The sequence below is a fragment of the Egibacter rhizosphaerae genome, from assembly GCF_004322855.1.
Taxonomy (GTDB): domain Bacteria; phylum Actinomycetota; class Nitriliruptoria; order Euzebyales; family Egibacteraceae; genus Egibacter; species Egibacter rhizosphaerae.
This window is the reverse complement of record NZ_CP036402.1, coordinates 1,956,424-1,978,965: the sequence shown is the minus strand read 5'-3', so window position 1 is coordinate 1,978,965 and position 22,542 is coordinate 1,956,424. Positions and strand designations below refer to the sequence as shown.

Below are 22,542 nucleotides of genomic sequence, written 5' to 3'. Positions count from 1 at the left end.
CGTCGGCGGTCCCGGCCCCGTGGATGCCGGGACACCTCAGTCCGCGACCTCGACGAACGTGCTCACGCGCCCCGGAGGGGCGAGGACGAACGCGACCGCATCCATGGTGCCGAGCCCCACGCGTCGGGCGGCCACCGCCTCGAGCCCTGCTTCCCGACCGGCGGCCCGCACGAGGTGGTGCACCGGCGTGAGCCAGACGGCCCGCCCCGCGTCGGTGAACCGCTCCGCGAGCCGCGCGATCGTTCCCCGGTAGAGCGGGTCGATCACCTTCGGGCTCGCCACCCGCATCCCGTACGGTGGGTTCGCGATCGCGCAGTCCACCGCTTCGATGTCGTCGAGCGTGGTGGCGTCGCCCCCCGCGATCCGTACGACCCCGGCGAGATCGGCCGCGGCGAGGTTGCGCTGCGCATCGGCCACGTGCCGCCCGTACTTCTCGACCCCACGGATGTCCAGCGGCCGTGCCCCTGTGTCCACGGACACGCGCGCGGCCTCGAGGCGCTCCTCGACCTCGACGGCGATGCGCGTGTCGTCGAGGTCGAGGGGCGCGAGGCGTGGGAGCACTCTCGGGCCCACGGGCCGTCGGAGCGCGGCCAGCGCCGCTTCGATCGGGATGGTGCCGCCACCGGCCAAGGGATCGAGCAGGCGTTCGTCGACCCGCCACCGAGCGAGCGCCACGAGCCCGGCCGCGACCGTCGGCTTGAGGGACGCGTGGTGGTGCGCACGGATCCACGTGCGTCGGTGCAGGCTGCGTCCGGCGAGGTCGTAGCCGACGCGCAGCCGCCGATCGTGGAGCTCGGCGCGAATCTCGACGGTCGGGTCGTCGAGGTCGACCGGCAGGCGCTGTCCGGTCCGCTCGCGGAAGGCGTCGATGATCCCGGCGCCCGCCTCACGCCCGATGTCGGGCGAGCGGAAGCCGTGCTCCCCGTGCCGTTCGGGGCGCACACCGAAGGTCGCGTAGGGCAGGCGGTCCCAGTCCAAGCTGCGCACGGCCTCGCGGATCTCGGTGACCTCGTCGACCTCGGCGGTTCCCAGCAGCAGGACCACGCGCGTGACCGTGCGAGCCGCCCGCAGGGTCATGCGCAGGGTGGCGAGGTCGACCGTCCCGTACACCGCACCGCGTTCCCACTCCAACCCGGCGGTCGTTCCGCCGGGTTGGTCCGGGGGCCGCGGCGTCGTCGTCGGGGGTGGCCGCCATCCCAGTGCGGCCAGCTCCGTGGCCGCCTCGCGCTCGAGGCCGCCCGCGCAGCGTGCCCACACGTGCGCGTCCGGCCCACCCCGCAGATGCACGGCGCGTGCGGCGGCGACCACGACGGGCTCGCCGCCGGCGTCCAGGGACATGGCGGGCCGCTCCTCGGGGGTAGTGGGGCTCGTCGGGGTCCCTCGGGATGCCTCGGACCGAGCACGGACTCTACGATCCGGCGGCGCGCCCGGCCGCGCGTCCACACACCCGACCAGTGGAGCACCCATGCGCTGCATCGTCATGCTCGAACCGCAGGAAGGTCTGTCGTACGCCGATCAGCTCGCCGTTGCGCAACACGCGGAACGCAAGGGCTTCGAGGGCGTGTTCCGCAGCGATCACTACGGCTCCACGACGGGCACGGAGGCCAGGGCCGCCACGGACGCGTGGACCGCGATCGCCGGGCTCGGCCGGGAAACTGACCGGATCCGCCTCGGCACCCTCGTGACACCCGCGACCTTCCGCCGCGTCGGGGTGCTCGCGAAGGCGGTAGCGACGGCAGCGGAGATGGCCGGCACGACGCCCGACGGCGTCCCCCGCATCGAGCTGGGCATGGGTACGGGATGGCTCGAGCAGGAGCACCGTGCGCACGGGCTGCCGTTCGGGGACTTGGACGAGCGGTACCGGCGCCTGACCGAACAGCTCGAGGTGCTGCAGGGGTTCTGGTCCCGACAGGCGCAGCCGTTCTCCTTCGACGGCGAGTTCGTGCGGGTGGAGGAGGCCGTGTTCCGCCCCATCCCGGAACCGCGGCCGCGCCTGATCATCGGAGGCAAGGGGCCGACCCGCACCCCGCGGCTCGCCGCCCGCTACGCCGACGAGCTGAACCTCATCCTGCCGACCAGCGACGACATCCGCGCGCGGCGCGAGACGCTCGACGCTGCGTGCGGTGACCTGGACCGTGATCCGGGGGAGGTGGGGCTGTCGGCGATGCTGCCCGTGCTGGTTGGCGCCCACCGCGAAGAGCTGCACGAGCGTGCTCGCCGGTTCGCCGAGCTCGTCGGCAGCGAGCGCGAGATCGACGAGCTGCTGGAGCGGATGGGTCGCGTCGGGGTGGTCGGGACCCCCGAGGAGGCCGCGGACCGGCTCGGCCGGGCTCGCGAGGCCGGGCTCGACCGGGTGATGCTGCAGGACTTCCTCCCCGACGACCTCGAGATGCTCGACCTCGTCGCCGACGAGGTCGTGCCGCGGGTCGCGGGGACCGCGAGCGCGTGACCCGTGGCGCCTGATCCGTGAGCGCCGTGCCGGCCCGGTGCCGTCGGGTCGTCGACTCGGGCCGGCAGCGGGGGCCTGCAGCTCGAAGCGTCAGGGGCAGGCCCCCTCGTCGATCTCGCTGCCGCCCTCGGGGTCGTCCGGGTCAAGGTCGATGCACACGGTGTGCTCGCCCTCGGTGAGCTCGACCTGGTCGACTCGGCCGTCGGTCTCGGCGACCTCGAACTCCGTGCCGGGCATGAAGTCGCCGAGCTCCGTCGTGAGCTCGTCCCACAGACTCGGGTCGTCGACGGCGCGCTCCAGGAGCGCCGCCTCCGCATCGGCGGTCTGCACCAACCGTTCCGCGTCGGTCAGCAACACCTCGACGTCGGTCTCCGCCTGCTCATCGGGCCCGTCGGTGCCGTCCGTCGGGTCGGTGCCGTCGGTCGCGTCCTCGGTGCCGTCGGTCGCGTCCTCGGTCACGCCGCCGTCCGAGGCGCGCCCGTCCGGGTCCGCCTCGGCATCGCCGGACGCGTCGTGCTCCTCGCCCTCGACCCCGTCGTCCGCGCCCTCGACCCCGTCCTCCGCGCCGGCTCCCGGCGCGAACGGGAAGCCCTGGAACAGGCCGCCCAGGTCGAACGGGGTCGCCTCGTCCGGTGCGGTGACCGCGGAGCCGTCGGCATCGACGTCGACGTGCAGCACGAGCGAGTCGCCCCCCGTGTCTCGGAGCCGCTCGACGTCCTCGGGCTGCGCCTCACCGGCGTCCACAAACGCCTCGCCGATGTCGGAGAGCCCCTCGCCGATGGGCGCGCGCACGGACGTCACGGCGTCGTTCTCGACCCCCACGTCGATCGAGACCTCGGTCTCGGCCACCTCGTCCGGGACGTCGTCGGTCAGCGACCCGTCGGTCGGACCGCCCGGCGATCCGGGCAGTGCCGGCAAGCCTGGGAGGCCCGAGAGCCCACCCGCGCCGGGCAGGGTTCCGAACGCCCGGTCGGTGAAGGCGGCGAGCTCGGCGACCGTGGCGCTGACCCGCAGGACGTGCGTGCCGTCGTCGGAGTCGAGGTGCTCCACGATGAGATTCTCCCGGTAGAAGGTCTCGAAGAGGTCCCCGAGCTCCTCGCGCTCCGCCTCCTCCGAGGTCCCCGTCCGCTCGAGCGTGTCGAGCGCGCCGTCGAGCCGGAGCCACCGACCCTCGGCGACGGCACCGGCCACGTCGGGGCCCAGGAACATCTCGAGCTCGGCGGTCAGATCGTCCGGCGCGGCCGCGCCGAGCCCGAGGGCGTCGAGGGCACGGTCGGTGTCGACGCGTGCGAACACCTCGCCGTCGACGGCCCGCGCCGCGAACGCCGGAGAGCCGTCCAGGCGGAGCTCGAGCTCGCTGTCGTGCTCTCGCAGCCGGGCGGCCGGCCCGTCGCCGACATCCCCGTTCGCGCCGGCGATGTACAGCTCGCTGTCCAGGATGAGCCCTTCCAGACGTTCGGCCTCCCCCTCGAGCGTGTCCGGATCGGCGGCGAGGTCGAGTTGCCCGTCGATCCGGAACGTCATCGCGAGATGCTCCCCGTCGAGCGTTGCGGCGAGCGCATCGGCGAGGGCGCCGCGCGGATCCTCCTCGTACGGGCTGTCGGGTTCGCATCCGGCGAGCAGGGCGAGCAGGACGACCACGAGGCCCGCACTGAGAAGGCCCGCGAGACGGGTGTGCCGGTTCATGTTCGCGACGGTACCAACACGGCGCTCGTCGGGGGCGAGTCCTCAGGGAGCCCGACGGCGTCTCCACCTTCCGGAGGAGCGTCGACGACGCGCGTCCCCCCGGCGGCCGAGGTCAGAACGGTCCCATCAGGAGAGGCGGTACGGCGGCTCGGCGGCGATCGTGTGCTCCGGTTGTCCGGCGATCCCCGACGAGAAGGAGTCCCGCGTGTCAGCGATCGCGATCGTCGATCTGGAGAAGCACTACGGCAACGTACGGGCGGTGGACGGGCTCTCGTTCACCGTGCCCCACGGACGGGTCACCGGGTTCCTCGGCCCGAACGGTGCGGGCAAGACGACGACCATGCGGACCCTGCTAGGCCTCACGACACCCGATGCGGGCAGTGCCCGGATCGAGGGCCGCCCGTACCAGGAGCTCGACGACCCGTCGGGCACGGTCGGCGCGGTCCTCGACGCCGGCGGGTTCCACGACGGCCGGTCCGGACGGGCGCATCTGCGCGCGGTGGCGACGGCGGCCGGCATCCCGAGGCAGCGGGTGGACGAGGTCCTGACGCACGTCGGCCTCGACGCACCCGGCGTCGCGAAGCGGCGCGTGCGCGGCTACTCGCTCGGGATGCGCCAGCGCCTCGGGATCGCGACCGCGCTGCTCGGGAAGCCGCGGATCCTCGTGCTCGACGAGCCCGCCAACGGCCTCGATCCGGCGGGGATGCGCTGGCTGCGCGACGAGCTGCGCGGCTTCGCGGCCCGCGGCGGCGCGGTGCTCGTGTCGAGCCACCTGCTCGCCGAGATCGTGCAGGTCGCCGACGACGTCGCGGTGGTCGGCCACGGTCGGCTGCTCGCCCACGCGCCGATCGACGACCTCGTCGCCGACGGCGCATCCCTCGAGGACGTCTACCTCGACCTGACGCAGAGCACGGAGGTGCCCCGATGACACGGCTCGTACACGCGGAACTGATCAAGCTCACGTCCGTTCGCACCCCCTGGGTGCTGGCGGTCGCGATGGTGACGCTCGCGGTCATGCCCGCCCTCGCGTTCGCCGCGGTGCCCGAGGCGCGGGCCGAACTCGGTACCGCCGCGATGCAGCTGGAGATCCTGCGCGGCGGTGACCCGTGGATGTTCGCGGCGATCCTCGGCGTGCTGCTCCTGGCCGGCGAGCATCGCCAATCGACGATCATCCCGGCGGCCCTCGTGGCACCACGGCGGTGGCCGCTCGTGCCGGCGAAGGTCGTCGTCGCGATGCTCGGCGGCGTCGCGCTGGTGGCGATCAGCGCCGTGAGCGCCGCCGGGCTGCTCGCGGCAACCCTGGCGATCGCCGGGGAGCCGTTCGCGCTGAGCGCCGCCGAGACGGCCGGCGTGCTGGGGCGCTCGGCCCTCTTCGCGGCGCTCATGGGCGTGGTGGGGCTCGGTCTTGGAGAGGTCCTGCGCAGCCAGATCGCAGGCATCGTCGCGCTGCTCGTGATCGCGCTCCTGGTCGGTCCGGCGATGTTCGCCCTCAACCCGTTCGACCTCGGTTGGTGGCTGCCCACCGGCCTCGAGATCGCGCTCGTGTCCACCGAGGGTGGCATGGTGAGCATGGGCGGTCCCGGCGCGCTGGGCGAGGCGCCCTTCGGCGCACTGGGCGCGGGGCTCGTGCTCACGTCCTACGCTTCGGTGGCGGCGGTCGCCGCGGCGATCTCGCTGGTCCGCCGCGAACTGGGCTGAGCCGCCGACCGGAGGCAACGAGGGAGTCCGACGCGATGCAGCGGTTGCGCCGTGCACTCGCGCGCGTGGGGATCCGAACGCCCTTCGCGCGCGACGTGCTTCTCGCCGTCCTGATCGGGCTGCTGAGCGTCGCCATGTTCGCGGGCAACCATGTGGTCTCGGCGGCCGTGGGGATGCCGATCGAGCGGACGCCGCTGACGATGGCGGTGGAGCTCGGCGGCGTCCTCCTCGCCTCCGGGTCGCTCGCGTGGAGGCGACGGGCACCGCTGGCCGTCGCGTTGGCCGCGACATTCGGGTACGTCACCACGGTCGTGGGGCCGGCCGAAGAGGGCAGCCAGAACCTCGCGGTCTGGATCGCGCTGTACAGCCTCGGGGCCTACGCCGGGCGCCGGACCGCCCTGCTCGGCGGGATCGCGTCGGCCTCGATCTCCGCGCTGAGCTTTGTGATCATCCCCCGCGAGCTGCCCGGACAGATCACGATCAGCGCCGGTCAGCTGGTCGTCGCAGAGTCGGTCGCCAACGCCGTCAGCATCGGGATCGCGATCCTGATCGGCGCCTACGTGCAGACCCGGCGCGCCTACCGCGCCGAACTCGTCGAGCGTGCCGAGCGACTCGAGCGCGAGCGGGAGCTCGAGGCCGACCGCGCGGTCGCCAGCGAGCGCGGTCGCATCGCCCGTGAGCTGCACGACGTCGTCGCGCACCACCTGTCGGGGATGGTCGTGCAGGCCGGCGCCGCCGAGCGGCTCGTGGACCGGGATCCGGAGCAGGCGCGCGAGATGCTCGGGCAGATCCGCGCGGACGGGAAGTCCACCCTCGAGAGCATGCGGCAGCTGATCGGCATCCTCCGTGAGGAGGCCGACACGGACGGGACCGCGCCCCAGCCAGGGCTCGACGCGCTCGACACGGTCGTCGCGCAGGTCCGCGCGGCAGGGGTGCGTGTCACGGTCGACCTCGAGGGGGAGGCGCGGGACCTGCGTCCGGAGCTCGACCTGGCGGCGTTCCGGGTTGCGCAGGAAGGACTCACCAACGTACGCAAGCACTCGCCGGGGGCGAACGCCACGGTCACCGTGCGCTACCAGCCCCGCGACCTCGTGATCGAGATTGCCAACTCGCCCTCGGACCCCGACCAGGGGGCGCCGCTCGAGGAGGAACCCTCCAGCGGCGTCGGCCTCGTGGGGATGCGCGAACGCGTGACGATGCTGGGCGGTGACCTGTCCGCAGGGCCCCGCAGCGATGGCGGGTGGAGGGTCCGCGCGCGGCTCCCGTTCGAGCCGGCCCACGGTGGGCCCTCCGGGGACGCGGCCCTCGGACGACGGACGGGGGATGGTTCGGACCCCTCCGAGGATGATTCGGACCCCTCTACAGAGGGCCCGCACCGCTCGGCTGACGGTCCGGACCCCTCGGCTGACGGCCCGGACCCCGCGAACCCCTCGACCCGACGGCCGGGGACGGAATCCGAGGAGATCGAGCGATGACCGACCCGATCCGTACCGTGCTCGTGGATGACCAGTACGTCGTCCGCGCAGGGTTCCGCGCCATCCTCGAGTCGGCGGACCCCGACGGCGGCGATCCGATCGAGGTCGTGGGCGAGGCCGGCGACGGCGACCACGGGGTCCGCACCGCTCGCCGCGAGCAGGCCGACGTCGTGCTCATGGACATTCGCATGCCGGGCACCGACGGGTTGGAGGCCACCCGTCGGCTGGCCGGACCCGACGTCGAGGACCCGATCAACGTGCTCGTCGTCACCACGTTCGACCTCGACGAGTATGTGTTCCAGGCGCTGCGCGCGGGAGCGGCCGGATTCCTGCTCAAGGACCTCGAGCCCGAGGCCCTTGTCCAGGCGGTGCGCGTGGTCGCCCGCGGCGAAGGGCTCGTCGCCCCCGCGGTCACCCGGCGGCTGATCGAGGAGTTCGCGCGTTCAGCGGCCCCGCCGAGCGAGAACCCGCCCGGCCTCGAGAAGCTCACCGAGCGGGAGCACGAGATCGTCGCGCTCGTCGCCCAGGGGTTGTCGAACCACGAGATCGCCGATCACCTGTTCCTCGGCGCGGCGACCGTGAAGACGCACGTCGGCAACGTGCTGCTCAAGCTCGGGCTCCGGGACCGCGTGCAGGCGGTCGTGTACGCCTACGAGCACGGGATCGTCACGCCCGGCGGGGTGGACCCGCGCCGTTAGGGGCGGCGCACCCTCCGCTGAGCGTCGGCGGAGCCGCGGTGCGGTCATGGCTGGCGGGGGCGGAGGGATTCGAACCCTCGAGGCGCAGGACGCCTGCTCGCTTTCCAGGCGAGCCCCTTCGGCCGCTCGGGCACGCCCCCAGTGTTGCCGGCCCAGCGCGCGAACGATCGGCTCGCTCCGCCACGGTGGCCCGGCACGGCTCTCCAGCTTCGCGCATCTGCCGGCGACGCGCAGCCCGTTCGCGACCGGCAACCGGCCACCCGCACGTCGTGAGCGCCATCACGTTCTGTGAACCAGACCGCCAAGGCGAGCGAGGAGATCGGTCAGCGAGTGTCGACCATCCGACACGTCGGAAGCGGTGCCCGCCGAGTTGCCATGGGGGCCTAAGTAGTCCGCAACGCGGGTACTGTGCCGTACTGGCGGCCCGTGCCGACTTCCGCCGATGGCTCGTGAGGAGTGTCCGTGGAGCGTGACGCAGGCTCCGTCGACCGTCGCGGCGACCTCGAGGCCGACGCGGAGGCCGGCCGTCGCCTCGACCGGCTCGTGACCTGGGTGGCGTCCCGGTTGATGCCGGTCCGTCGCGACGAGGCCGACGAGGCCGTGGCGGGGGTGCTGCAGCAGCTGCGGCACTTCTTCGACGTCGACACGGTGTTCCTGCGCCGCAACGATCACGAGCGAGGCGCCTCGGTGCTCGTCGACGAATGGCCTCGGCGCCCGTCGCCGCCCCATCCCGATCCGCTCGGTGAGGTTGCGTTCGACGCGGACCCGGTGTTCCTCGCCAGCCGCGACCTGCGGGACGCGTTCGTGCTCCGGCCGAGGTCGAGCAACGACGAGTACCAGGAGCGCATCCGGCGTGGGTCGGGTGTCCCGTTCGTTTCCATGGCGATGGTGCCGCTGATGGGAAGGGAGACCGATGGCGTGCTCGGTCTCGTCTCGTTCGCCGATCGTGCCTGGTCGGCCGAGGAGACCGGCGCGCTGCAGGCGATCGCGTCGATGCTCTTGCAACTCTGGGGGCGGCTCGCGGCCGAGGACGAGCTCCACCACCAGGCCACCCACGACGCGCTGACGGGGCTGGGCAACCGTCGCGCCCTCTTCGAGGAGCTCGACCGGCGGCGTGCCGCACCGGGACGACAGGTGGCCGTCGTGTTCGTCGACCTCGACAACCACAAGGACGTCAACGACGTCCTGGGGCACGAGGTGGGGGATCGGCTCCTGATCACGATCGGGGAACGCGTGCGCAGCATGATCCGGGAAGAGGACTTCCCCGCTCGCATCGGCGGTGACGAGTTCGTCGTGCTGCTGGACGGCGTCGCCGACGAGGGTGAGGCGCAGGCTGCCGCGGAACGGATGGTCGCGCTGATCGCCCAGCCGGTGACGATCCAGGGGCACGAGCTGCGACGCACCGTCAGCGCCGGCGTCGTGCTGGCTCGCAATCCCGAGACCAGCGCCGACGAGCTGGTCGGTCAGGCGGACACGGCGCTGTACCGGGCGAAGGAGCTGGGCTCCAACCAGGCCGTGGTGTTCGACGAGTCGCTCCGGGTCGCCGCCCAGGAGCGCTTCAGCACCGAGGCGTTGTTGCGTCGAGGTCTGCGTGAGGGGACGTTCGAGCTGTACTACCAGCCCGAGCTCGACCTCGCCTCGGGACGACTGCTCGCGGTGGAGGCGCTGCTGCGCTGGCACCACCCGTACCGCGGGCTGCTCGGCGCTGACGCGTTCATCGAGGTGGCCGAGTCGAGCCGGATCGTCCTCGAGCTCGGCGAATGGGTCCTCGAGGAGGCTGCTCGCCAGGCCGCCGAGTGGGCGGAGCGCTTCCCCGAACTCAAGATCGACATGCGTGTGAACGTGTCGCCGTTGCAGTTGCGCAACCCGGGCCTGACGCGTGTCGTGGCCTCCTGCCTCGAGGGTCGGCCGCTCGAGGGGCGCCTGACGCTGGAGATCACCGAGCACGCGGTCATGCACGACGTCGAACAGGCCCGCCACGTGCTCGCCGAGCTGCGAGGGCTGGGTGTGACGGTCGCCCTCGACGACTTCGGCACGGGGTACAGCTCGCTCGCCCAACTGCGACGACTGCCGCTGGACTTCCTGAAGATCGACCGGGCGTTCGTGACCAGCCTCGGCACGGTCCCCACCGACCGTGCCGTGCTCGACGCGATCATGCGTCTCGGGGCGGCGTACGACCTCGAGCTGATCGCCGAGGGGGTCGAGTCCCGCGCACACATCGAGCACCTGCTCGCGGTGGGGTGCCGACGGGCCCAGGGGTACGGGTTGGCTCGGCCGCTGCCGGCGCAGGCGCTCGAGCCGACCCTCGTGGCAGGCGGGGTGGACGCCCGGTCCTTCGCCCCGTCGGCCTGACCGCCCCGTCGGCCTGACCGTCCGATCGCGCGACCGTCCGACCAGGGGGTCCGGTCGCCGGGCGGTCGACGGGGACCGTCAGGGAGTCGTGCCCGCCAGCCAGCGGATCGCCTGATCGAGGGTTTCGACGGGTACCACCGTGGTGCCCGGCAGCGCCAGGTCCTCCACCTCGTGGGCTTGGGACGCCGGCAGCAACAGCACGTCGGCGCCGGCTCGGTTCGCAGCCCCCGCCTTCGCGGGTACTCCCCCGACCCGGGTGGTCGAACCGTCGCCGCGAATGCCACCGGTGCCGGCGACGTGACGGCCTTGGGCCAGGTCCTGACCGGATGCGTGCGCGTAGGTCGTCAAGGCGACCATCATTCCGTGCGATCGCCCGAGGGACAGTTCCCGAAACCAGTCGCCCGGCAGGAGTTCGGCGACCTCGAACGAGATCCCGGCTTGCAGGTCGGCTGGCGCGCGATCGACCATGTTGATGGTGGCGTAGGGCAGATCCGGCCCTGGAGCGGTGAACTGCCGACCGTCGCGCAGCTGGAAGGTGACCTGCTCGCTCACGGTTCGGGCGCGGGTGCTCTGGGGTGTTTCGCCCGTCGGCAGCCCCGCGGTCGCCTCCCAGCCGGTCGCGGCTTGCTGCCACGCCGCCCGGTCGGTCAGGGAGATGCCGTTGACCGAGGTGAGCTCGGCGCTCGCGGGGTAGCCCTCCAGGAGCGGGTCGCGGACCTCGACGAGCAACCCGAGATCCACCGCGTGGCCCGCGTGGCGCAGACCCACCGCGGCGGCGGCGGGCTCGGCCACGCCCGGTCTCCGGGTCACCGATCCGCTCCGGAGGTCGGCCGCGCGCTCCTCGTTGTCGATGAATCGGTCGTAGAGCATCTCGCCCACGAGCTGGGGGCGGCCGACCGCCAGCCACGTCCATTCACCCGGCGGATCCACGGAGATGCCGTTGACCTCGAGTCGGCCGTCGAGACGCCACGCGGTGCCCGGGGGGTCATCGGACACGACGTGCAGCCACGGCACGGGGATGGCGAGAACCGCAACCAGCAGCACCGCCAGGGCGCTCAGATAGCGCCGGGGCCTGGCCAGCAGCCACCGCGTGAGCCGCCGGCACCTCCCGCGAGTACGTGGGTGCTCGGCGTCGCGTCGTCGTGCGGAACGGACCCTGGTCACTGGGGACCTCCGTGCCGATTCCACCCTGTTGTCATTCCCAAACCTGAACAGTGTACCAGCGCGTACTGTCCTTTCGACCAGTGCATGGTCTCCCGTCGGCGGATGATGGGGACGATTCAGCGATCTCTCTCGAGATGCGACCGAAGGAGGGGTGACCGATGCCCTCGCCGGATGCCCGTCGACGTGTTCAGGCGCGGCTCGATGAGCTGCACGAGCGTTGCCGAGCCGAGCCACCCGGTGCCGTGCAGCGCTACTACGCGTCCGGACGGGGTTACTACCCCCCGAACGAGGCGGGAGTCGAGAGCGAGCACTTCGCGATCGCGGGCGTCACCATCGACGGGGACGTCCACGAGGTGGGCGACGCCGAGCACGTCTTCCCGCTGCAGTCCCTCTCGAAGGTGTTCAGCTACGCGCTGGCCCTCGCCGACCGCGGGCGCGAGCACGTCCTCGCCCGTGTCGGGGTCGAACCCAGCGGCGACGCCTTCAACTCCCTGCGCTTCGACGAGCGACACAAGCGCCCGTTCAACCCGATGGTGAACGCGGGCGCGCTCGTCACCAGCGAACTCGTCGCGGGCGACGACGCGGACGAGCGGCTGGCCCGCATCCTCGCGGTGCTCCGCGCCTGCGCCGGGAACGAGGCGCTGGCGGTCGACCCCGAGACCTTCGCGGGTGAGCTCGCGACGGCGGACCACAACCGCGGTACCGCCTACCTGATGCGCAGCCTCGGCATGCTGCACGGCGACGCGGAGGAGGTCCTGCGCCTCTACCTTCAGCAGTGCTCGGTGGGAGTCACCGCTCGCGACCTCGCGGTGCTCGCCGCAACGCTCGCGGACGGCGGGGTCAATCCGCTCACCGGGGATCAGGTCCTGCCGCGCAGGCTGGTGCGGGACGTGCTCAGCGTCATGTACTCCTGTGGGATGTACGACTTCGCCGGCAGCTGGAGCTTCGATGTGGGGCTGCCCGCCAAGAGCGGCGTGAGCGGTGGGATCTTCGCCGTGATCCCGGGGAAGTTCGGCATCGGCGTGTTCTCGCCGGGCCTCGACGCATACGGCAACAGCGTGCGCGGTATCGATGTGTGCAGCGAGCTCTCGGACCGGTTGGGGTTGCACGTGTTCGCCACCGAGCAGGAGGACGCCGTCCTCGCCCGTGCGGCGGCCGCCTCGTAGGACGGCCCGGGGGCCTCACCCTGCGTTTCGACACCCCCTGACCGGGGACAACCGGTGCCGTCCCACGCCGGATACGACATCGAGGGGCTCGATGCAGACCGAACAGTTCTTCGACCGCGTGCAGAACCTCCTGGGTTTCCACGACCGGATCGAGGTGGTGAACGCGACCCGATCGACCCTGCGGGTGCTCGGCCAGCGGCTGTCGGGGGGTGAGGCCGAGGACCTCGCCGGCCGCCTCACCGCGGAGCTCGGGGGCTACCTGAGGGAGCGTGCCGGCGGGCAGCCCGAGCCCTTCGGCATCGAGGTGTTCATGCAGCGGGTAGCCGGTGAACAGGGCCTCGACGTCGATGAGGCGGTCGCGCGCGAGCGAGCGGAGGCCGTCGTTCAGACGCTCAAGGAGACCGTGGGCGACGACGAGCTCGAGGCGGCGGCCGCGCAGCTGCCCGACGAGTACGTCAAGTTCTTCGCCGAGGCCGGTCGGAACTAGCGTCACGAGCGTCGCCGATGACCTTCCCGCTGCTGCTCGCCCTGATCGGCGGGTTGGCGGTCGCCCTCGGGCTCGTGTCGCGCCCGCTGCGGGACGTGCCCCTGACCGAACCGTTGCTCGCCCTGCTCCTCGGCGCGCTGGTCGGTCCCGGTGTGCTCGGCTGGGTCTCTTTGGAGCCCGCGGTCGGCGAGGAGGCCCTGCGGATCAGCGCGGAATTGGCCGTCGCCATGGCGGTGATGTCCGTGGCGCTCAGGTTCTCCCCCGGCGAGATGCGCTCCCGGCTCGGCGCGCTCACCGTGCTGCTGCTGGTGGGGATGGCCGCCATGGCGCTGCTCTCGTCGGTCGCTGCAGGGGCGATCCTCGGGTTGGCGACCCCCGCCGCGGTGCTGCTCGGTGTAATCGTCACTCCCACCGATCCGGTGCTGGCGGCCAACGTCGTGGAGGGCGAGCCCGCCGAGCGGCAGCTCCCGCAGCGCGTCCGGTTGCTCCTGTCGGTCGAATCGGGCGCGAACGACGGACTGGCCGCCCCGATGGTGATGCTGGCCGGCGCCGGCTCCGGTGCCCTGGTCGCGGGGGTGGGCCAGGCGGCCGCGAGTCTTGTCGTATCGGCCGCCGTCGGGGTGGCCGCCGGGTGGATCGCCGGCCGCGGCCTGCTCTGGTCCGAGCGACATCGTGACCTCGAGGAGTCGGCGTTCCTCGCGTTGACGCTCGCGTTGACGCTCGCGGTGCTCGGAGCGGCGACCCTGGCGGGTGGCGTCGGGGTGCTCGCGGTGTTCGTCGCTGGCCTGGTCTACAGCGCGCAGGTGGACCGCAGCGACCGCCGTGAGGAATGGCAGGTCCAGGAGGCGATCAACCGTTACATGGTGTTGCCCGTGTTCGTCCTGTTGGGCGTGACCGCGCCCTGGGAGGCTTGGGCGGAGCTCGGCTGGGCGGGGCTCGGCTTCGTGGCCGCGGTGCTGGCCCTGCGTCGTCTCCCGGTGCTCCTGGCGCTGACTCGAGTCCTGGGGGTGCGGGTCTCCGAGGCAGCGTTCATGGGCTGGTTCGGGCCCGTGGGGGCCGCCGCGCTGCTCTACCTTGCAGAGCAGCGCGACCTGGGCCAGGTGGACGACACCGTGTGGGCGGCCGGGACCCTCCTGGTCGCGATCAGCACGGTGGTGTTCGGGCTGACGGCGGCCCCCGGCCGTCGCCTGTTGGCTCGACGCTAGGACGCGAGCAGCTGCTTCATCTGGCGTTGGATGAGATGGGTCGATCGGCGCGGAGCGAGCCGGTTCAGGAGATTCATCAGACGCGCGTCACGGCCGACGTAGACGTGGAACCGGTTCTTCTCGATGCCGTCGACGATCGTCCTCGCGGCGTCGTCCGGTTCGGCCATCATGCGCCGGGACGCCTTCTCCGACGCGGCGGAGGCGGGCCGATCAACGCCCGAGTTGGTCGTGATGTCCGTCCGTACGGCCCCCGGGAACACGGTCGACACGCCGACGCTCGTCTCGAGCAGCTCCGCGTACAGCCCCTCCGTCATGAGCTTCACCGCCGCCTTGCTCGCCCCGTAGATCGTCTGCCCCGGCACGGGTAGGAAGCCCCCCATGCTCGACACGTTCGCGATGTGGGCCTCCGGCCGCGCGAGCAGGTGCGGCAGGAAGGCCCGCACGGTGTGGAGCGTGCCGTAGAGGTTCACGCCCACGACCCGCTCGATGGCTCGGTCGTCGAGCTCGGCGAGCCGCACAAAGGGCTGGATGATGCCGGCGACGTTGACCAGCCCGTCCGCGTGATCGAAGATGTCGACCACCCGATCGGGCAGCGCATCGACGGCACCCCGATCGGTGATGTCGACCTGGAACGTGGCGAGCCGATCGCCGGCGGCAGCGAGTTCGGTGACCTCGTCCAGGCTGGCCTGGTCCACGTCGACCGCCGCCACGCGGGCCCCTCGCCGCAAGAACTCGAACACCACGTGCCGGCCGATCCCCTTCCCTGCTCCGACGACCACGATCGCCTTGCCTGAGACCTGCACGTCGCCCTCCTCCCTTCCTCGGGTGGTGGTGGTCCCGCACGCGGCCCCCGGTCGCGCGGCGACGCTCGCTCAGTGTCGCTGCGCCGCCATGTGGCGCGCTGCTCGGAGGCCGAAGACCGCGGCGGGACCGAGGGTCGAACCGGGGCCGGGGTAGGTGTTGCCCATCACCGATGCGGTGTTGTTCCCGGAGGCGTAGAGGCCCTCGATCGGGCTGCCGTCCTCGCGGATCACCCGGCCGTCCTCGTCCGTCAGCAGCCCGCCCTTCGTGCCGAGGTCGCCGGGCACGAGCTGGACCGCGGTGAACGGGGCCTTCGCGAGTGGGCCGAGGTTGGGGTTCGGGCGGACGAGCGGGTCGCCGTAGTAGCGGTCGTAGGCCGAGCTGCCCCGAGCGAAATCCTGATCGACGCCCGTGCGGGCGAAGCCGTTGAACCGGGCGACGGTCGCGCGCAGCCGCTCCGGCGGGAGTCCGATCGCCACAGCCAGGGCGTCCAGGGTGTCGGCCTTGTGGAGCAGCCCACCCTCGCGCAAGGCCTTGGTCGCACCGGGCTCGACGGCGAAGCTGCGCAGGTAGCGGCGGGTGTGGCGCGCGTCCGAGATCATCCAGAAGGGCCCACGGTCGGCCTGCGCGCGCTCGAGCATGCGATGGCCCACATCGATGTAGGAGGCGGACTCGTTCACGAAGCGCTCGCCTTGGCTGTCGACGATGATCGAGAACGGCATCGAGCGCTCGCCCACCAGGAACGCCGGGCTCTTGTCCGTTCCTGGGGCCGGGATCGAGGCGCCCCACCAAGCGTCGTCCATCAGGTCCACGGCGCCTCCGGCGCGCTGGCCGACCTCGATGGCGCTGCCCTGGTCTCCCGTGATCGCCGATGAGTAGCCGGGGACGCCGTGGTACTTCTCGCGCCAGTCCTCACGGTGGGCGAAGCCGCCGCCGGCCAGCACCACGCCCTTCCGCGTGCGCACCCGCAGCTCACGTTCCCCACGTCGGACGGCCGCGCCGACCACACGGCCCTCGTCGACGACCAGCTCCTCGACCGGCGAGGACAGCCACACCGGGGTGGCCTGCTTGAGGGCCACCTCCAGGAGCGCGCACACGAGGGCGGCACCTGCCCCCACGAGCTTCTTGCGCTGGGCCGCGCCGGCCACCGCGCGACCGACGAAGCGGGCGCCGCGGACGAAGCCGCCCGGGGTGGACCAGGCTCGCGACAGCAACCAGACGTCGTCGGTCTTCAGCGGGAACACGACCCCGTCCTGCGCCCGCGCGGTCTCCCACCACGTGCCGATGCGGTGGGTGTCGAACGGCTCGACCTCGATCGCGCGGCCGATCTTGCCGCCGGGACGCTCCGGATAGTAGTCGGGGTAGTCGGTCGCACGGGCGAAGCGGATGCCCCGGCGTTCGCAGAGGATCACGAAGTCGGCGACCGAGTCGACGAACGCCTCCTTGCGCTCGCGGGACCGAGGGGCTTCGAGGCGGTGTGGCGCCGTGTCATGGAGCTGACACTCGAGACCTCCGCGTTCGTGGAGGCTGCCGTGGAAGCGCGAGCGCAGCTCCGCGACAGCCCGCACACCCGGCGGCTCCTCGCGCTCCTGCGCGATCCGCTCGCCAGCGCGCAGTCCGCGGGGCTCATCGATCCCGAACTGCGGGTCGAGGACCTGGCCCTGGCCCAGCGCATGGCCTACGGCGTGATCGTGACCGACTCCGACCCTGCCGCGGCCAGGCGCTCGGTCCAGCGCGCCCTCGCGCTGATCGACCCCGCGCTCTCGTGGTCGGACCCCACGTGAGGGCCACAACCAGGCGACCCCGCGCGCCCCGCCCGGCCCGCGCGACCCGCCCGGCCCGCGCGACCCGCCCGGCCCGCGCGACCCGCCCGATCCCGCGTCGCGAGTCCGGTCACCAGTCGTCGCCGGGTCGCTCGTGGCAGGCGATCGGCGCGGACAGGTCAACCGACCGGCTGGGGCCCGCACGGAGCACCATGACGCCGCCGTCCTCGTCCTCGGTGCGCACGAGCCGCGGGCCGCGCCGCACGAAGGTGGGTCCGTGCCAGAGCTCCCAGCCCAGGGACTCGTAGAAGGCGGGACGCTCGGTCGACAGTCCCCCGATCTCGAAGTCGTGGTCAATCATCTGGCCGATCCGTCGCATCACGGTGGAGCCGAGCCCCCGACCCTGGACGGGCGCTGCCGTCGCCACGCCCTCCACGTAGCCGCAGCGCCACTCGTGCCCGTCGATCTCGAGCGTGCGCGGTACCAGGGCGGCATGGCAGAGCAGCTCCTCCCCATCGCGCGCCACCACGTGCTGGCCGCCGAGGCAGTGCTCCCAGTCGTGATCGGAGAACTCGCCGTCGAAGGCGTCGTCGAGGAGGCGCCGCAACGTCGGCACCCACGCTGACGGGAGCTCGCCGCTCTCGTGCATGTCGATGGTGGTCATGCGCGCACAGTCTCGTCGACGCTCCCCCGAATCGGTAGGGGAGCGTCGCGAGGGCGAGCCGTTGCTGGCGGCCGGGGCGATCCGGAGCCCGGGCACCGGCGCCGGGTCGTCAGGCCCACGCGAGCACGGCCACGAGCGCGAGGGAGACCGCGATCGACAGGCCGGTCGACGCGAGCCGCCGAGGTCGGGAACCGGCGACGGTGTCAAGGTCGGGCCACCGGGCCAGGGGGCTCGCGATCGCCGCAACGGTGACGACGGTGATGACGATCCAGGCCGCGGGCGTGAGGATCTGCCAGCTGCCGAGCGCCCGCAGGAGCGCGAGCCCGGCGATCACACCCGCGATGGTGCTGAGGGCCTCGGCGCGGTCGCGTGGTCGGGTGGCGCGCTCGCCCCGCGCCGCGGTGACGAGCGGCGGCCCGACCACCGCTGCGGTCAGCAGTACGGTGAAGGGCAGCCCGAGCAGCCCCGGCTCGCCCCGGGGCTCGGCCTCGACGCCGAGCAGTCGCAGGCCCACGTGGTCGACGCTCGTGGTCGTGCGGGCGAGCACGACCACCCCGTGCTCGCGCTGCCGGTCCGTCCCGACGAAACTCGAGAACCCCCCGGTACCGCCGTTGTGCCACGTGACCGTCGCTTGGTCGTGGGCGGTGCGGTGCCAGCCGAGCCCGATCTCGGTGTCGTCGCCCGCGGCGCGGCGCGGCTCGAGCGCCGCCGTGCCCGGTGCCTCGCCCGCCAGCAGTGCGCGGACGAGCGTCGCGAGGTCCTCGGCGGTCGACCACACGCCCACGCCCGCGGGCGCGTACCCGGCCCCGAGCCACGGGTCGGCCGACAGTCCCGCGGCGGTGCGTCCGTGCGCGTGTCCGTCGGGCAGGGCGGGTGCTGTTCGGGCGACGACCGTGTCGTCCATGCCGAGCGGCTCGGTGAGCCGTGCTCGGAAGAGCTCGGGATACGAGGTGTCGAGGTGCGTGGCAAGCGCCTGGCCGAGCAGCCCGACGCCGAAGTTGGAGTAGGCGTACGCCTCCGACCCGTCGAGGTCCCGACCCTCGGCGGCGTCGATGAGCCGCTCGCGATCCCAGCCGGCGTACGGGTTGCCGCCCACCGACGCGAGGGTCGCGCGCGGCAGGTTGGCTGGCGGGAGCCGAGGCAGGCCCGCGTGGTGGGTCGCGAGATCCTCCAGGCTGATCGCCGCCAAGCCGGGATCGTCGGTGTCGAGGGCCTCGGCGACCGGGTCGGTGGGAGCAAGCTCGCCCACCTCGGCGAGGTCGGCGAGCAGTTGGCCGGTGAGCGCCTTCGCGACCGAGCCGATCTCGATCGGCGTGGCCGCCGACATCGCCTGCTGCCCGTCAGCGGCGCCCAGCACCGCGGCCGTCACGTCGTCGCCGCGCACCTCCGCCACCGCGAGGCCGTGGAGACCGTCGGCGTCCTCCGCGACCTCTCGGACGCGCGTCAGCAACTCGGCCTCCCCGGTCGCCTCGGCCTCCGGGGCCGGCCGCGCGGGGGCGAGCGGGGTCGCCGCGAGCCCCGCGAGGACCACGGCGACGCCCGCGACGCGCAGGCGGGGGCGGGCCGCCAGCGAGCGGATTCGGCTCACAGGCGGAACCGCAGCACGATCGTCGCCGCGATGTGGGTGAAGCCCCCGACGGCCGCGATCAGCGTGAACGGGCCGGGCGCGCCCTGCGCGAGCTCCCAGAAGAAGCCGACGACCGCGACCGCGACGACGGCGATGTAGGCGGTGGACGTCGCTCGTAGCTGGATCGTGGCGTGGCGCTCCTCGGTGTGATGGTCACGGCTCAGGATCTGCACGACCTCGAAGCGCTGGCCCAGCCAGAGGATCGCGGCGAAGGCGGTCATGATCCCCAGATTCCGTAGGCCGACGTCGAGCGCGTCGGCCGCGAGCCACGGGACGAGCAATCCGATCACGCCGAGGGCGAGGCTGAACAGCGGGACCCACACCGGGCGTCGGCGGCCCGGTGCCGCTGGGCGGTGCGATGGGCGGTCAGCCGTGGTCATCGAAGACCTCCTCCACGATTGCGCCGAAGTACCGCGCCACGGCGATGGCCAGTGGCAACGACGGCGTGTAGCGACCCTTCTCGATCGAGTTGATCGTGTTGCGCGAAACCCCCAGCTCATCGCCGAGCTGGGCCTGGGTGAGACCCTTCTCGATGCGCAGCTCCCGCACGCGGTTCCGCATGATGACAAGCGTACTTGTCACACACGCGCGTGACAAGCACGCTTGTCAAGCGGCGTCGGGTTGCTCGCCACCTCGGACGGCGCGTACGGCCGAAAGGGTGTCGAGCGGCTTGCGCCCACGTGCATAGCTCACCCTGGCGCGAGATCCTGCGCCAGGGTGATCAGGTCATCCGGCGGCAACCCGCGCCAGCCGGTGTCACCGGTGGACTACTCCTGATGGAGCGCGTCGAGCACGTCCAGCCGCGCTGCCCGCCGAGCGGGCAGCGCCCCGGCGACGACACCGGCGACGGCGGCGAGCACGAGGCCGATGGCGACCTGCGTCCAGGGGACGACGAGCCGGCTCACGCCCATGCCCTCGGCGGCCTCGACGAACGCCACCCCGAACACCAGCCCGAGGGCGAGGCCGAGCGCGGCCCCGAGCAGTGACACGATCCCGGCCTCGCCGCGGACCATCGCGCGGACCTGCCGACGACCCATGCCGACCGCGCGGAGCAGGCCGATCTCGCGGACCCGCTCGACGACGCTCAACGCGAGCGTGTTCGTGATCCCGAGCAGCGCGATGAGCACGCTCAGCGCGAGCAGCGCGACGACCACGGCGACGAGTTGTCCGAGTTGCTCGTCGAGCTGCTCCACGAGCCCCGCCCGGTCGAGCACGGTGACCTGCGGGTAGCCGTCGAGCGCCGCGGACACCGCCTCCACGCCGTCGGTGCCGGCCACGCCGTCCGCCAACGCGACGTAGACGCCCAGCGGCGCCTCGTCGCCGGCGTCGCCGTAGGTCTCCTGCGCGAGCAGCCACTGGACGTCGAGCCCGCTGCCGTCGACGACGGTGGCGACGGGCACGTCGGCCTCCCCGTCGGGCAGCCCCACCGCGATGGTGTCGCCCGCGGCGAGCTCGAGGTCGTCGGCCGCGGACTCGGCCACGAGGAGCCCTCCGTCGCGGAACGTCTCGAACTCCCCGTCCACCGCCTCGAGGTCGAAGACGGTGAGCAGTTCGTCCGCCTCCATCACCCCGACGAATCGGTCGTCGCCCGCGACCTCGAGGGACGCGGCCCGCATGGGAGCGACGAGCCGGGTCTCGTCGAGCGCCTCCACCTCGTCGAGCGCGGCGCTGGTCACGCCGGTGGCGGTGGTGGCCTGCAGGATCACGTCGGCGGCGAAGACCCGCTCGATCGCATCGGACGCGCTCGCGCGCAGGCTCTCGGCGAAGATCCCGACGAAGCCCACGAGGGCCAGGCCGATCATGAGCGCCGAGGCCGTGGCGGCCGTCCGGCGCGGACTGCGCATCGCGTTGAGCCGCGCGAGGGCGCCGTGCGGGCCCGTCGCGATGAGCGGCCAGCCGAGCCCGCCCGCGAGTGGACGCGCGATGAGGGACGACAGCGCGGCAGCACCGAGGATCATCGCCACGGCCCCGCCACCGGCGACCGCGATGCCGGCCTCGCCGACGATCCCCGCCGCGAGTCCGGCCGCGCCGGTGACCGAGAGCAGCCCACCCAACGCGACGCGCGGCCACCGTCGACCGCTCGAGCTCCCGACCGCGACCTCCTGGAGCGCGGCGACCGGCGGGACGCGCACCGCTCGGCGCGCGGGGACGAGCGCGGCCACCAGGGTGACGACGAGGCCCACCCCGATCGCCACGATCGCCGTTCGGGGCAGCACCACGAGCCCGCTGCCCGGCAGCTCGAGGCCGATCACCTCGAGCAGCTGCTGGAGACCCGCCGCCACGCCGAGGCCGGCCAGCGCGCCGAGCGCACCGCCGCCGAGCCCGAGGATCGCGGCCTCGCCCAGCACGGAGGCGAGCAGCTGACCGCGGCCGGCGCCGACCGCGCGGAGCAACGCGAGCTCGCGCAGGCGCTGGGCCAGCACGATCGAGAACGTGTTGAAGATCAGGAACGCCCCGACCAGCAACGAGACCCCGGCGAAGACGAGCAGCGCGTAGGAGAAGATCTGCGTGAACTCGGCGATCGCCTCCTGGTCCTCGGCGGCGACGTCCTCCGCCGTGCGCACCTCGTAGGCGTCGCCCACCGCCTCCTGCACCGCGGTGGTCAGCTCGTCGGGGCTCGTGCCGTCGGCCGCGTTCGCGTAGATGGCGGTGAGGTCGCCGCCGGTGCCGAGGCGCTCCGCCGCCGTCTCACGGTCGAGGACGACGACCGTTGCCCCCGCGAGGTTGTCGAGGTCGCCGAGGCCGAAGATCCCCACGAGCTCGACCGTCTCGGCCGGACCGTCGAGCACGACCTCGACCTCGTCGCCGACCTGCCAGCCCTGGCCCTCCGCGGCGGCCGCGTCGATGACGATCTCCCCGTCGCGCTCGGGCCAGCGGCCATCGCGCAGCTCCGCGGGGTCCAGGGACGGCTCGTCGAAGACGTTGTAGGCGAGCGTCGGGGGGCCGAACTCCCCGATGGCCTCGCCGTCGTCGCCGATGAGGATCGCCGAGCCCTCGATCTCGCCGTCGGCGATCGCGACCTCGTCGAGCGCGCGAACGTCCTCGAGGAGTTCCGGTGGCATCCCCTCGCGCTCGGCAGCGGGATCGTCGACACCCGGCGGGCCCGCCCCCTCGTCGGCCTCGCTGTCGACGCGCACCTGCACGTCGGCGGCCCCGGCGATCTGGGTGAAGAGGTCCTCGAACCCGTCCTCCAGGGTGTCGCCCAGCGTCATCGCCCCGGCGACGAACGCGGTTCCCAGCACGACCGCGAGACCGGTCATCACGAACCGCAGACGTGCTGCGGCGAGGCCCTTGATCGTCACGCGCC

General features: G+C 72.8%; 20 protein-coding genes and 1 tRNA gene. 10 read left to right on the top strand and 11 right to left on the bottom strand.

Going from position 1 to position 22,542, the window contains the following annotated elements; all coding sequences use genetic code 11:
* Positions 1-36: 36 nt before the first annotated feature.
* A complete protein-coding gene (locus ER308_RS09205; RefSeq protein WP_131154703.1) occupies positions 37-1,338 on the bottom strand; it encodes a THUMP domain-containing protein in 1,302 nt (433 codons plus the stop codon).
* A gap of 127 nt (positions 1,339-1,465) precedes the next feature.
* On the opposite strand from ER308_RS09205, the gene ER308_RS09200 reads away from it, so the two are divergent.
* Positions 1,466-2,449 (top strand): LLM class flavin-dependent oxidoreductase, encoded by a 984-nt coding sequence (locus tag ER308_RS09200; protein ID WP_131154702.1) that lies wholly within the window; start codon positions 1,466-1,468, stop codon positions 2,447-2,449.
* A gap of 90 nt (positions 2,450-2,539) precedes the next feature.
* Here ER308_RS09200 and ER308_RS09195 read toward each other — a convergent pair whose 3' ends face one another.
* Entirely contained in the window at positions 2,540-4,135 is a 1,596-nt protein-coding gene (locus ER308_RS09195; RefSeq protein ID WP_131154701.1) for a hypothetical protein, read from the bottom strand.
* Between the two features lie 205 nt (positions 4,136-4,340).
* Between ER308_RS09195 and ER308_RS09190 the strand changes: the two genes are divergently transcribed.
* From ER308_RS09190 to ER308_RS09175, 4 genes are read left to right on the top strand one after another with little or no spacing between them, the layout of a single operon-like run.
* On the top strand, positions 4,341-5,063 hold the full coding sequence (locus ER308_RS09190; protein WP_205745985.1) for an ABC transporter ATP-binding protein: 723 nt from the start codon (positions 4,341-4,343) through the stop codon (positions 5,061-5,063).
* A complete protein-coding gene (locus ER308_RS09185; RefSeq protein WP_131154699.1) occupies positions 5,060-5,833 on the top strand; it encodes a hypothetical protein in 774 nt (257 codons plus the stop codon). The genes ER308_RS09190 and ER308_RS09185 overlap by 4 nt, the downstream gene beginning before the upstream one ends.
* Before the next feature lie 35 nt (positions 5,834-5,868).
* Positions 5,869-7,308 (top strand): sensor histidine kinase, encoded by a 1,440-nt coding sequence (locus ER308_RS09180; RefSeq protein ID WP_131154698.1) that lies wholly within the window; start codon positions 5,869-5,871, stop codon positions 7,306-7,308.
* Positions 7,305-8,006: a response regulator gene (locus tag ER308_RS09175; RefSeq protein WP_131154697.1), complete on the top strand. Its 702-nt coding sequence runs from the start codon at positions 7,305-7,307 to the stop codon at positions 8,004-8,006. The genes ER308_RS09180 and ER308_RS09175 overlap by 4 nt, the downstream gene beginning before the upstream one ends.
* 51 nt (positions 8,007-8,057) lie before the next feature.
* On the opposite strand, the gene ER308_RS09170 is transcribed toward ER308_RS09175, so the two are convergent.
* Positions 8,058-8,146 (bottom strand) — tRNA-Ser (locus ER308_RS09170).
* A gap of 322 nt (positions 8,147-8,468) precedes the next feature.
* Between ER308_RS09170 and ER308_RS09165 the strand changes: the two genes are divergently transcribed.
* A complete protein-coding gene (locus ER308_RS09165) occupies positions 8,469-10,358 on the top strand; it encodes a putative bifunctional diguanylate cyclase/phosphodiesterase (RefSeq protein WP_131154696.1) in 1,890 nt (629 codons plus the stop codon).
* A 78-nt stretch (positions 10,359-10,436) separates the two neighbouring features.
* On the opposite strand, the gene ER308_RS09160 is transcribed toward ER308_RS09165, so the two are convergent.
* Entirely contained in the window at positions 10,437-11,402 is a 966-nt protein-coding gene (locus tag ER308_RS09160; RefSeq protein WP_131154695.1) for a S16 family serine protease, read from the bottom strand.
* A 278-nt stretch (positions 11,403-11,680) separates the two neighbouring features.
* Between ER308_RS09160 and glsA the strand changes: the two genes are divergently transcribed.
* The 3 genes from glsA to ER308_RS09145 all read left to right on the top strand — a co-directional run bounded on the left by glsA (position 11,681) and on the right by ER308_RS09145 (position 14,380).
* The gene (gene glsA / locus ER308_RS09155) at positions 11,681-12,688 is read left to right on the top strand and encodes a glutaminase A (protein ID WP_131154694.1); all 1,008 of its coding nucleotides are present in this window, start codon (positions 11,681-11,683) and stop codon (positions 12,686-12,688) included.
* 91 nt (positions 12,689-12,779) lie between these two features.
* Complete coding sequence (locus ER308_RS09150) at positions 12,780-13,175, top strand: DUF2267 domain-containing protein (protein WP_165491940.1); 396 nt, start codon at positions 12,780-12,782, stop codon at positions 13,173-13,175.
* A 17-nt stretch (positions 13,176-13,192) separates the two neighbouring features.
* Positions 13,193-14,380: a cation:proton antiporter domain-containing protein gene (locus ER308_RS09145; protein ID WP_131154692.1), complete on the top strand. Its 1,188-nt coding sequence runs from the start codon at positions 13,193-13,195 to the stop codon at positions 14,378-14,380.
* Here the strand turns inward: ER308_RS09145 and ER308_RS09140 are convergent.
* Complete coding sequence (locus tag ER308_RS09140) at positions 14,377-15,183, bottom strand: SDR family NAD(P)-dependent oxidoreductase (protein WP_131154691.1); 807 nt, start codon at positions 15,181-15,183, stop codon at positions 14,377-14,379. The two genes, ER308_RS09145 and ER308_RS09140, sit on opposite strands and share 4 nt — an antisense overlap.
* 69 nt (positions 15,184-15,252) lie before the next feature.
* On the bottom strand, positions 15,253-16,749 hold the full coding sequence (locus ER308_RS09135; protein WP_205745984.1) for an FAD-binding protein: 1,497 nt from the start codon (positions 16,747-16,749) through the stop codon (positions 15,253-15,255).
* Here ER308_RS09135 and ER308_RS22045 point away from each other — a divergent pair.
* On the top strand, positions 16,714-16,965 hold the full coding sequence (locus ER308_RS22045) for a hypothetical protein (RefSeq protein WP_205745983.1): 252 nt from the start codon (positions 16,714-16,716) through the stop codon (positions 16,963-16,965). The two genes, ER308_RS09135 and ER308_RS22045, sit on opposite strands and share 36 nt — an antisense overlap.
* Positions 16,966-17,074: 109 nt before the next feature.
* Here ER308_RS22045 and ER308_RS09125 read toward each other — a convergent pair whose 3' ends face one another.
* The 5 genes from ER308_RS09125 to ER308_RS09105 all read right to left on the bottom strand — a co-directional run bounded on the left by ER308_RS09125 (position 17,075) and on the right by ER308_RS09105 (position 22,537).
* Positions 17,075-17,608 (bottom strand): GNAT family N-acetyltransferase, encoded by a 534-nt coding sequence (locus ER308_RS09125; protein WP_131154690.1) that lies wholly within the window; start codon positions 17,606-17,608, stop codon positions 17,075-17,077.
* Between the two features lie 109 nt (positions 17,609-17,717).
* Entirely contained in the window at positions 17,718-19,196 is a 1,479-nt protein-coding gene (locus ER308_RS09120) for a serine hydrolase domain-containing protein (RefSeq protein WP_165491939.1), read from the bottom strand.
* The gene (locus ER308_RS09115) at positions 19,193-19,615 is read right to left on the bottom strand and encodes a hypothetical protein (protein WP_131154688.1); all 423 of its coding nucleotides are present in this window, start codon (positions 19,613-19,615) and stop codon (positions 19,193-19,195) included. Before ER308_RS09115 ends, ER308_RS09120 begins: the two co-directional genes overlap by 4 nt.
* Positions 19,602-19,796, bottom strand: coding sequence for a helix-turn-helix transcriptional regulator (locus ER308_RS09110; protein ID WP_131154687.1), 195 nt, complete (start codon positions 19,794-19,796; stop codon positions 19,602-19,604). The genes ER308_RS09115 and ER308_RS09110 overlap by 14 nt, the downstream gene beginning before the upstream one ends.
* Before the next feature lie 206 nt (positions 19,797-20,002).
* On the bottom strand, positions 20,003-22,537 hold the full coding sequence (locus ER308_RS09105) for an ABC transporter permease (protein ID WP_165491938.1): 2,535 nt from the start codon (positions 22,535-22,537) through the stop codon (positions 20,003-20,005).
* Positions 22,538-22,542: the final 5 nt, after the last annotated feature.